This window comes from Butyricicoccus sp., assembly GCF_050872565.1.
Lineage (GTDB): Bacteria > Bacillota > Clostridia > Oscillospirales > Butyricicoccaceae > Butyricicoccus_A.
In genome coordinates this window covers 1-9552 of sequence record NZ_JBNMHC010000048.1, presented here as the reverse complement: position 1 = coordinate 9552, position 9552 = coordinate 1, and the positions used below count along the sequence as shown (strand labels likewise).

The following is a 9552-nucleotide window of genomic DNA, read 5'->3' as shown; positions in this document are numbered from 1 at the left end:
TACTAATGACATCCTCCGCAAATTGTATCGTATATCAGTTACAGGGAGGTGTCTGAATTGGAAAATGTCTTACTCGTAACCGCATCCAAAAAAAGTGCGGACATGTTGATTGATCTGATTCACAGCAGCGGTTGGCATCCGGAGCGCATCCTTGCCGCCGCCTCCTGCAACGAAGCTCGACGCAGGCTCATTGAAAACAATGTGGATCTCATCATCATCAATGCGCCTTTGACCGATGAATTTGGTCATGAATTTGCATCGTATGCCTGTCAGAACACCCTATCCGGTGTGCTGATGCTGGTCAAGGCGGATCTCGCCAACTCTGTCTCCGAACGCGTGGAGCCAGACGGCGTGGTCGTCGTGACAAAACCGATCTCCCGCGCTGTGTTTTATCAATCGCTGCATCTGGTGAATTCTGTCCGTCAGCGCATTTACGCGCTGCAAAAAGAAAACCGCCAGCTGCGCCAGCGATTGGAGGATCTGCGCATTGTCAGCCGGGCAAAATGCCTGCTCATTGCAGAAAAACACATGAGCGAGGACGAAGCCCATTCGTACATCGAGAAAAAAGCGATGGACTATCGACAATCTAAACGCGACATCGCAGAGGAGATCATTCGTTCATTTGATTGACAAATTACCAGCAGGGCCGCTGGTTTCTTTTGAAAGTTATCGCAATGCACCCTTGCAATGCGGATATAATCGGGTTATAATGAAATCTGAATGTACATGACGCACGAAATGTGCGGAATTCCATAATTAGATTTGAGATGAGGATGACACGCATGAAGTTGAAGTTCACGAAAATGCACGGCTGCGGCAATGATTACATCTATTTCAACTGCTTTGAGCAGGAAGTCGCAGATCCGGAAGCCCTCTCTATCCGTCTTTCCGACCGCCATTTTGGTATCGGCGGCGACGGCATCGTCCTGATTTGTCCGTCCGATGTGGCAGACGCAAAAATGCGGATGTTCAACGCAGACGGCAGCGAAGGAAAGATGTGCGGCAACGCAACCCGCTGCATTGGCAAGTATATGTATGAGCACGGCTTGATTTCCAAGCCGGAGATGACACTGGAAACGCTCAGCGGCATCAAAATTTTGAAGATGACCGAGGAAGACGGCAAGATTACCTCTGTCCGCGTGGACATGGGCAAAGCCATCCTCAAGCCGTCGGAAATCCCGACCAAGTACACAGGCGACACCGCTGTTTCTGTTCCGCTCACAGTAGATGGCACAGAATACGCCGTCACCTGCGTGTCGATGGGAAACCCGCACTGCATCGTCTTTGTAGATCAGGACGTCAATACGCTTGATCTGCCGAAAATTGGTCCGTCCTTCGAGAACCACGAGATGTTCCCGGAGCGCATCAACACGGAGTTTATCCGCGTGATTGACGACCACACCTTGCAAATGCGTGTTTGGGAACGCGGCAGCGGCGAGACACTCGCCTGCGGCACCGGCGCTTGTGCGGCAGCAGTCGCTTCGGTACTCAACGGATACTGCCCGAAGGGCGAGGACATTACGATTCATCTGATCGGCGGCGATTTGAAGATCCGCTACACGGATGAAGCAGTATACCTCACCGGCCCTGCTACTACCGTATTTGAAGGGAGTATAGAATTATGACAAAGTATATCTTTGTAACCGGCGGCGTTGTTTCCGGCCTTGGCAAAGGCATCACCGCGGCATCGCTCGGCCGCCTGCTCAAGTCCCGCGGTCTCAAGATCGCCGCACAGAAGCTGGATCCGTATATCAACGTTGACCCGGGCACGATGAGCCCGTTCCAGCACGGCGAAGTGTATGTCACCGAAGACGGTGCGGAAACCGATCTGGATCTCGGCCATTACGAGCGTTTTATCGATGAAGATCTGAACAAGTATTCCAATCTGACCACCGGTAAGGTCTATTGGAATGTCCTGAACAAGGAACGCCGCGGCGATTATCTGGGCGAAACCGTACAGGTTATCCCGCACATTACCGATGAGATCAAGTCGTTTATTTACTCAGTTGGCAAAAAGACCAATGCCGACGTTGTCATCACGGAAATCGGCGGCACCACCGGCGATATTGAATCCCAGCCGTTCCTTGAAGCCATTCGTCAGGTTTCGACGGAAGTCGGTCGCCGCAACTGCCTGTTCATTCATGTCACGCTGGTTCCGTTTATCTCGGGTTCTGATGAGCCGAAGTCCAAGCCGACCCAGCACTCTGTCAAGGAGCTGCGCGGTCTGGGCATCCAGCCGGATATGATTGTCTGCCGTGTTGACCAGCCGCTCACTGACGATATTCGTCATAAGATTTCGATGTTCTGCAATGTCCAGCCGGACTGCGTCATCGAAAACCGCACGATGCCGATTCTGTACCAGGCACCGCTGATGCTGGAGCAGAGCCACTTCTGTGACATTGTCTGCCGCGAGCTGGCACTGGGCTGCGGCAAGGGCGACATGAGCGAATGGTACGAGATGATCGACCGCATTGACAGCCGCAAGGGCTCTGTCAAGATTGCTCTGGTTGGCAAATACGTTCGTCTGCACGATGCCTATCTGTCTGTGGCAGAAGCATTGCAGCACGGCGGCTTTGAAAATGGTGTCGAAGTCAATATTGATTGGGTTGATTCCGAAGAAATCAACGATTCGACCGTAGACAAGCTGTTATCCGGCTGTGACGGCGTCATTCTGCCGGGCGGCTTTGGCCACCGCGGCATCGAAGGCATGATTTGTGCAGCAAACTTCTGCCGTGTCCGCAACATTCCGTACTTTGGCATTTGTCTGGGTATGCAGATCGCTGTTATCTCTTACGCCCGCAATGTACTCGGCTACGCCGATGCCGATTCCGGCGAATTTGCTCCGGAAAGCCAGCACCGCGTCATTGACCTGATGGAAAGCCAGCATGGCGTTTCCAAGAAGGGCGGCACCATGCGTCTGGGCGCTTATCCGTGTCAAATTCGTCCGGGCACCAAGATGGCAGAAGCGTATCAGCAGGAACAGATTTCCGAACGCCATCGTCACCGCTACGAATTTAACAATGCATTCCGTGCTGAAATTGAAGATGCCGGCATGATTATCTCCGGTACTTCCCCGTCCGGCGAGCTCGTTGAAACGGTGGAGATTCCAGAGCATCCGTTCTATGTCGGCGTACAGTTCCATCCGGAATTCAAGTCTCGCCCGAACCGCGCTCACCCGCTGTTCAAGGCATTTATTGCAGCATCAAAGAAAAGGAGTTTTGAAACACATGAAAATGAATCATAATTTCTCCAACATTGCGCAGAGCTATCTGTTCTCCACTGTTGCGAAGAAGGTTGCGGACTACACCGCAGCACATCCGGACAAGAAGGTTATCCGTCTGGGCATCGGCGATGTCACTCTGCCGCTGCCGCAGGTTGCTATCGACGCTATGCACGCAGCTGTCGATGAGCAGAGCAAGCAGGAGACCTTCCGCGGCTATGGTCCGGAGCAGGGTTATGATTTCCTAAAGGAATCCATTCAGGCATACTACGGTATGCGCGACACCAAGCTGGAGCTGGATGAGATTTTCGTATCCGACGGCGCAAAGTCTGATGTCGGCAACATTCTGGATCTGTTCGACAAGGACAACACTGTTCTGGTTCCGGATCCGGTATATCCGGTATATGTGGACACCAACGTGATGGGCGGCCGCAAGATCGCTTACATGAACGCCAACGAGTCCAACGGCTTCCTGCCGCTGCCGGATCCGTCCGTCAAGGCTGACATCATCTATCTGTGCTCCCCGAACAACCCGACCGGTGCTGCTTACGACCGTGCAGGTCTGAAGGCTTGGGTAGATTACGCGCTGGCAAATGATGCGATCATCCTGTACGATGCTGCTTACGAGTGCTTCGTATCCGAGGATCTGCCGCGTTCTATCTATGAAATCGAGGGCGCAAAGGATTGTGCGATTGAGTTCTGCTCCTTCTCCAAGACTGCAGGCTTTACCGGCACCCGTTGCGGCTACACCATCGTTCCGGTACAGCTGGAGCGTGAAGGCATGAACCTGAACAAGATGTGGCTGCGTCGCCAGACCACTAAGTTCAACGGCGTTGCTTACATTGTACAGCGCGGCGCTGCTGCTATCTTCTCCGAAGAGGGCGTCAAGCAGGTACAGGAGCATCTGGACTACTACCGTGAAAACGCTCGCATCCTCGCTGAGGCAATGGACGAGCTGGGTATCTGGTATACCGGCGGCAAGAACTCCCCGTACATCTGGCTCAAGTGCCCGAACGGTATGGAGTCCTGGGAATTCTTTGATTACCTGCTGGAAAATGCCAATGTTGTTGGCACACCGGGCGCAGGCTTTGGTGAAAACGGCAAAAACTTTTTCCGTCTGACTGCTTTTGGCGACCGCGAGAACACCATTGAAGCAGTTGCACGCATCAAAAAGCTGCTTTCTTGAACTTTTCAACGGATTTAACGTTTATCTAACGAAATTTTTCTGAAATTATACAATTTCACAAGGGATGCCTTTCGTAACATTTTGGCATCCCTTGACTTTTTTATGCCTGAACGGTATAATAAGCCTGTTTTAAGTCCAATGGAGGCGCTTTTTGAATGAAAAATAAGTTAAGTTTGTGTAAGCAGTTCCTCGCGTCCAACTTCTCAAACATTTTCTTCCTGTTGTCGCCGCTTGCGACATTCATTGTGGTAGAAATTCTTGAGTATGGCGGATCAGACAGCAAATGCCTCTGGCCGAATCAGCTGGCATTCTGGGCAAATATTCTGTTCTATTATGGTATTTTCCTTCTGTTCCGTGCCATCACTGGACGCCCCCGTTTTACGATTGTCTTTCTCAATTTTGTCTTTTTAGTCTTTGGCATCTGCAACCACTATTCCATACAAATCCGAAACGAACCGATTGTTCCTTGGGACTTGTATGCCGTGGGTACGGCAGCCGAAGCTCTGAACGGTTTCCAGTGGACGATTCCGCTTGAAATCATCATTTGTTCCATTGCTTGCCTGATCTGGTGGGCAATCACCATCAAGTTTATGCATTTCCCGAAGCAGAAGCTGCGCACCCGCGCCGGAAGCTTTGGTCTGTCCGCAGTCATGCTGACCGGCTTTGTTCTGTTCGCTTCTGTCGGCAGCGGCAACTTCTATATCAGCGCATGGCGTCAGGTAACCGCCAACCGCAAAAATGGTATGGCGCTCAACTTTGCCATCAATATGGATGCTCTGTTTGTTGAAGCTCCGTCGGATTACTCCAAGGAAAATGCATCTACTATCCTGTCCTCTGTCTCTAAGGAGGATGAGACCGCATCGGCAAACGATGTCCAGCCGAACATCATCGCTGTAATGGACGAGACATTTTCTGATCTGTCCATCTTGGGCGATCTGGGTCTGGAAAACACCGACGATGTTATGCCGTTTGTACACTCGCTGAGCGGTCAGCCGAACACCATTACCGGTCAGTTGGTCGTTCCTGCTTTTGGCGGCGGCACCTGTAATTCGGAATATGAGTTCCTGACCAGCAATTCCTATGCCTTCTTCAAGTCCGGCAGCTACCCGATGCTTCAGTACGTGCACAACAATACAGAATCTATGGCTTCTGTTCTCAAGCAACAGGGTTACAACACCATCGGCCTGCACCCGTACTACGGCTCCGGCTGGGCACGAAATAAGGCTTACCCGCTGATGGGCTTTGATAAGTTCTTGGACATCGACTCGTTTGACGATGCAACGACCAAGTATCTGCGCCGCTATGTCAGCGATGAGTCTTCGTTTAACAAGGTCATTGATCTGTACAACCAGAACAAGGAAAAATCGGACAATCCGCTGTTCCTGTTCAACGTCACCATCCAGAATCACTGCGGTTATGACACGGTATACGACAACTTCCCGGAGAACGTCAACTTCCAGTTTGATTCTCTGTATCCGTACACCAAGCAGTATCTGTCTCTGATTCAAGAGTCGGATAAGCAGATCAAGAATCTGGTGGACTACTTCAGCAAGGTCGATGAACCAACCATTATCGTTCTGTTCGGCGATCACATGCCGTACATCGAGAACTCGTTCTACAACCATCTGACCCGCGGTTCGTCCAAGACGACCTCGGAAATCGAGCTGGATCAGCATACCGTTCCGTTCTTTATCTGGGCAAACTATGATATTGATACCTCGGATTATGCAAACATCGGCCGCATCAGTGCGAACTACCTCGGCCCTGTCACCATGAAGGTTGCCGGTGCCAAGCTGAGCGACTATGAGGAATACGTATACAGCCTGATGGAAAAGTATCCGGTTATCTCCTCTTCCGGCTGCATCAACAACAAGGGTATTTACGTCCCGCTGGATATGGCAGCTTCTGACCTGCACGATTACAAAATCGTCCAGTATCAGTACGTGTTTGACAACGCAGACAAGATTCTCAGTCAAGCAAACAAGAGTGCCGGCAGCGGTTCCAAATAACCAACAGCACATAAGCAAAAGACGAATGGCAAAAAACCATTCGTCTTTTTTCTTGTCTTTCTCCTGCCCGCCTGATATACTACAGGTAACAACAGCAAGGAGGTTTTGTTTCTATGAAAAAATTGCGTATTGGCGTTGTCGGTCTCGGTGATATTAGCCGCGTCTATCTCGACAATTTGAAAAAATACAGCGATTACGTGACCATCGAAGCCTGTGCTTCACGCACCTTGGAAAAAGCGCAGAAAAAAGCCGATGCATACGGCATTCCGCACGCGTATTCCTGTGCAGAAGAGCTGATTGAGCAGGCAGATGTGGATCTGATTCTCAATCTGACCACACCCGATGCGCATTATCGGCTCAACAAGCTGGCACTGACCTGCGGCAAGCACGTTTACACAGAAAAGCCGCTTGCTTTTACTTACGCGGAAGGAAAAGAACTCGTTGAACTGGCACAGAGCAAGGGACTACGCATCGGTTGTGCACCGGATACGTTTTTAGGCGCACGCCTGCAAACCTGCCGGGATATACTGGATTCTGGAAAGATCGGTGAAGTGATTGGCGCATCGGCATTTGTGATTTATCACGGCTGTGAGACCTTCCATCCGAATCCGGCATTTTACTATCATAAAGGTGCTGGTCCACTCATGGACATTGGCCCGTACTATGTCACCGCTCTGCTGTCGCTGCTCGGACCGGTACAGTCGTGCTGTGCCATGTCCAAGCGCACCTTTGACCAGCGTCCGATTTCCACAGAGCCGCACCGCGGCGAGATGATTGATGTCGAAGTGGACACCTACACGACTGGACTCATGCAGTTTGCCTCCGGCGCCATCGGCACAGCGATCTTCTCGTTTGACGTGTGGGATTCCAACCTGCCGAGCATCGAGATTTACGGCACAAAGGGAACGCTGTGCATTCCGGATATTGACCCGCTGGACGGTCCGAACATCTTCGGCGGCGATATTCTCCTGCGCACGCAAGAAAATTACCGCTGGTACAGCCAGCCGCGCGATTGGTCTGATGTCAAAAAGGATTGGGAGCATATACCGGTTACCCGCCCGTTCGCCTCGACCAGTCATTCCGAGAACAGTCGCGGCATCGGCTTGATTGATATGGTGCTCGCTCTCGCGGAGAACCGTCCTGAGCGTGCCAGCGGCCGCATGGCACTGCATTCCCTCGAAATGATGGAAAAGATGCTGAGCGGCGCAAAGACGCAGCAATTCGGCATCCTTGAAACCACCTTTGACCGTCCGGAACCGCTTCCAGCAGATTTTCCGGTTCGATAAAGAAAGCAACATACCCGTGATGAAGATGCAAAAACTTCATCACGGGTATGTTTTAATGTTGCTTATCCTGTTCAATTAACATACACAGCGCAGAAATCGCTGCGCGAATGCCGCGCGTCGCTGCGCCTTCTGGCACATCCGGCTGCTCGTTGTCATCGTTCCACAGCACATTGAGTATCGTGCCAACGCGCACATGCAGCGCCGCACCAGCCGTAAACAAAGCTGCTGACTCCATTTCACTGGCGAGCACGCCCGCCGCTGTCCATGCCGTCCACTTGTCCTGCAGCTGTGCAGCAATCGGCTGGCTCTGCGGACGAATTTCGCCATAGAAACTATCTTTAGACTGAACCACACCGACATGTGCGCGATACCCCAATGCCTCACAGGCATCTGCCAGTGCACGCACGACCGGATAGCTTGCCGCGGCCGGATATTCCAACGGAAGATACTGGCGTGAGGTTCCTTCCTGCCGAATGGCAGCAGTTGCCACGACCACATCGCCGCCGCACACAGACGCATCAATACCGCCGCAGGTTCCCACGCGAATCAACGTATCTGCGCCGCATTCAACCAATTCTTCCAGCGCAATCGCCGCTGACGGTCCGCCGATGCCTGTCGAGCACACGGATACCCGTTCGCCCTCCAAATAGCCGGTATACACGTGAAATTCTCTGTTATAGGATATTTCCCTCGCATCGTCCAAAAGCTGCGCAATGACCGCACACCGCCCCGGATCGCCGGGCAGAATCACATATCGCCCGATGTCCTCGGCTGTGCATTGCAAGTGCATCTGTTTTCCGTGGATGAGCATGGTTATTTCTCTCCTTCTGTTCCGTCCGCATGAACCACATGACGAATGTTTTTTTCCGCTTTGCTGCGCGGAATCATAATCGTATGTCCACAGCCCATGCATTTGAGTCGGAAATCCATGCCGACGCGCAAAACCTCCCAGTCCTTGCTGCCGCAGGGATGCCCTTTCTTCATCGTCAAAATATCACCAAGACGAATATCCATCGTTTGTATCCCTCCTTGTGTCTATATCGAGTATATCATACCCATAGTTCATTGACCAGTCAGCAAATAGAAATTTCCGATGGAACAGCCATATTTTTGCCAGTCTGTGCATATAGTCAATACAAATCCATGGAAAAACAAAAATGTTCAGAACGGAGGGAATTCATGCAAACAGACTATGCACCGGAACGCTTGCAGACAGACATGCCGCGCAGAGAAGACCTTTGCACCGCGGCGCAGGACGGCAGTATTTTGCAGGCGGTTGCCGCCCGCTGTGATGTGCATCACAATCTGATCGTCCCCTTGGACGGAATGACCGGCATCATACCGCGGGAAGAATGCGCTCTTGGCATTGATACAGGAAAAACACGGGAAATCGCTATTCTATCGCGCGTCGGCAAGCCGGTATGCTTTCAAGTGCTGCGTATCGAAGGAGATATTGCCTATTTATCCCGTAGACGCGCCCAGCAGTGTGCGTTGGACTACCTGCTGCACAAATGTCCCGGTGACATCATTCCCGTGCGTGTGACGCATCTAGAGCCGTTTGGTGCATTTGTCGATGCCGGATGCGGTTTGGTATCTCTCATCGGCATTGAAAACTTATCTGTCAGCCGTATCTTTCACCCATCCGACCGCGTACAAGTCGGACAACAGCTATACGCCGTCATATCCGGCATAGATGCAGACACCGGACGCATTCATCTGACGCATCGAGAGCTGCTCGGCACTTGGGCAGAAAATGCCGCGCAATTTGCCGCCGGAGAAACCGTCTGCGGCATTGTGCGCAGTGTCGAAGAATACGGGGTATTCATCGAACTGGCTCCCAATTTGTCCGGT

9 protein-coding genes are annotated in these 9552 nt (G+C 51.9%); 7 read left to right on the top strand and 2 right to left on the bottom strand.

Features of this window, described 5'->3' with window-relative positions; translation table 11 throughout:
• Positions 1–57: 57 nt before the first annotated feature.
• The 6 genes from ACR0P9_RS03695 (at position 58) to ACR0P9_RS03670 (ending at position 7701) form a co-directional block, all read left to right on the top strand.
• A complete protein-coding gene (locus ACR0P9_RS03695; protein ID WP_432617487.1) occupies positions 58–630 on the top strand; it encodes an ANTAR domain-containing response regulator in 573 nt (190 codons plus the stop codon).
• 152 nt (positions 631–782) lie between these two features.
• Positions 783–1625 carry a diaminopimelate epimerase gene (dapF, locus tag ACR0P9_RS03690; protein ID WP_432617486.1) on the top strand — a complete coding sequence of 281 codons (843 nt, stop codon included), beginning with the start codon at positions 783–785 and terminating at the stop codon, positions 1623–1625.
• Complete coding sequence (locus tag ACR0P9_RS03685; RefSeq protein ID WP_432617485.1) at positions 1622–3244, top strand: CTP synthase; 1623 nt, start codon at positions 1622–1624, stop codon at positions 3242–3244. The genes dapF and ACR0P9_RS03685 overlap by 4 nt, the downstream gene beginning before the upstream one ends.
• A complete protein-coding gene (locus ACR0P9_RS03680) occupies positions 3228–4406 on the top strand; it encodes an LL-diaminopimelate aminotransferase (protein ID WP_432617484.1) in 1179 nt (392 codons plus the stop codon). The genes ACR0P9_RS03685 and ACR0P9_RS03680 overlap by 17 nt, the downstream gene beginning before the upstream one ends.
• Positions 4407–4561: 155 nt before the next feature.
• Positions 4562–6415 (top strand): LTA synthase family protein, encoded by a 1854-nt coding sequence (locus ACR0P9_RS03675; RefSeq protein WP_432617483.1) that lies wholly within the window; start codon positions 4562–4564, stop codon positions 6413–6415.
• A 113-nt stretch (positions 6416–6528) separates the two neighbouring features.
• Positions 6529–7701, top strand: coding sequence for a Gfo/Idh/MocA family protein (locus ACR0P9_RS03670; protein ID WP_432617482.1), 1173 nt, complete (start codon positions 6529–6531; stop codon positions 7699–7701).
• 52 nt (positions 7702–7753) lie between these two features.
• On the opposite strand, the gene ACR0P9_RS03665 is transcribed toward ACR0P9_RS03670, so the two are convergent.
• Entirely contained in the window at positions 7754–8512 is a 759-nt protein-coding gene (locus ACR0P9_RS03665) for a nucleoside phosphorylase (RefSeq protein WP_432617481.1), read from the bottom strand.
• Positions 8513–8514: 2 nt separating this feature from the next.
• Positions 8515–8715: a DUF951 domain-containing protein gene (locus ACR0P9_RS03660; RefSeq protein ID WP_432617480.1), complete on the bottom strand. Its 201-nt coding sequence runs from the start codon at positions 8713–8715 to the stop codon at positions 8515–8517.
• Between the two features lie 165 nt (positions 8716–8880).
• Here ACR0P9_RS03660 and ACR0P9_RS03655 point away from each other — a divergent pair.
• Positions 8881–9552, top strand: a 672-nt coding sequence (locus ACR0P9_RS03655; protein ID WP_432617479.1) for a S1 RNA-binding domain-containing protein, incomplete at its 3' end; no start/stop codon positions are given.

Bases quoted from the DNA above. Each gene is read 5' to 3' on its own strand.
- ACR0P9_RS03685 (WP_432617485.1), top strand. From the start codon at position 1,622: ATGACAAAGTATATCTTTGTAACCGGCGGCGTTGTTTCCGGCCTTGGC.
- ACR0P9_RS03670 (WP_432617482.1), top strand. From the start codon at position 6,529: ATGAAAAAATTGCGTATTGGCGTTGTCGGTCTCGGTGATATTAGCCGC.
- ACR0P9_RS03665 (WP_432617481.1), bottom strand. From the start codon at position 8,512: ATGCTCATCCACGGAAAACAGATGCACTTGCAATGCACAGCCGAGGAC.
- ACR0P9_RS03675 (WP_432617483.1), top strand. From the start codon at position 4,562: ATGAAAAATAAGTTAAGTTTGTGTAAGCAGTTCCTCGCGTCCAACTTC.
- ACR0P9_RS03680 (WP_432617484.1), top strand. From the start codon at position 3,228: ATGAAAATGAATCATAATTTCTCCAACATTGCGCAGAGCTATCTGTTC.
- ACR0P9_RS03660 (WP_432617480.1), bottom strand. From the start codon at position 8,715: ATGGATATTCGTCTTGGTGATATTTTGACGATGAAGAAAGGGCATCCC.
- dapF (WP_432617486.1), top strand. From the start codon at position 783: ATGAAGTTGAAGTTCACGAAAATGCACGGCTGCGGCAATGATTACATC.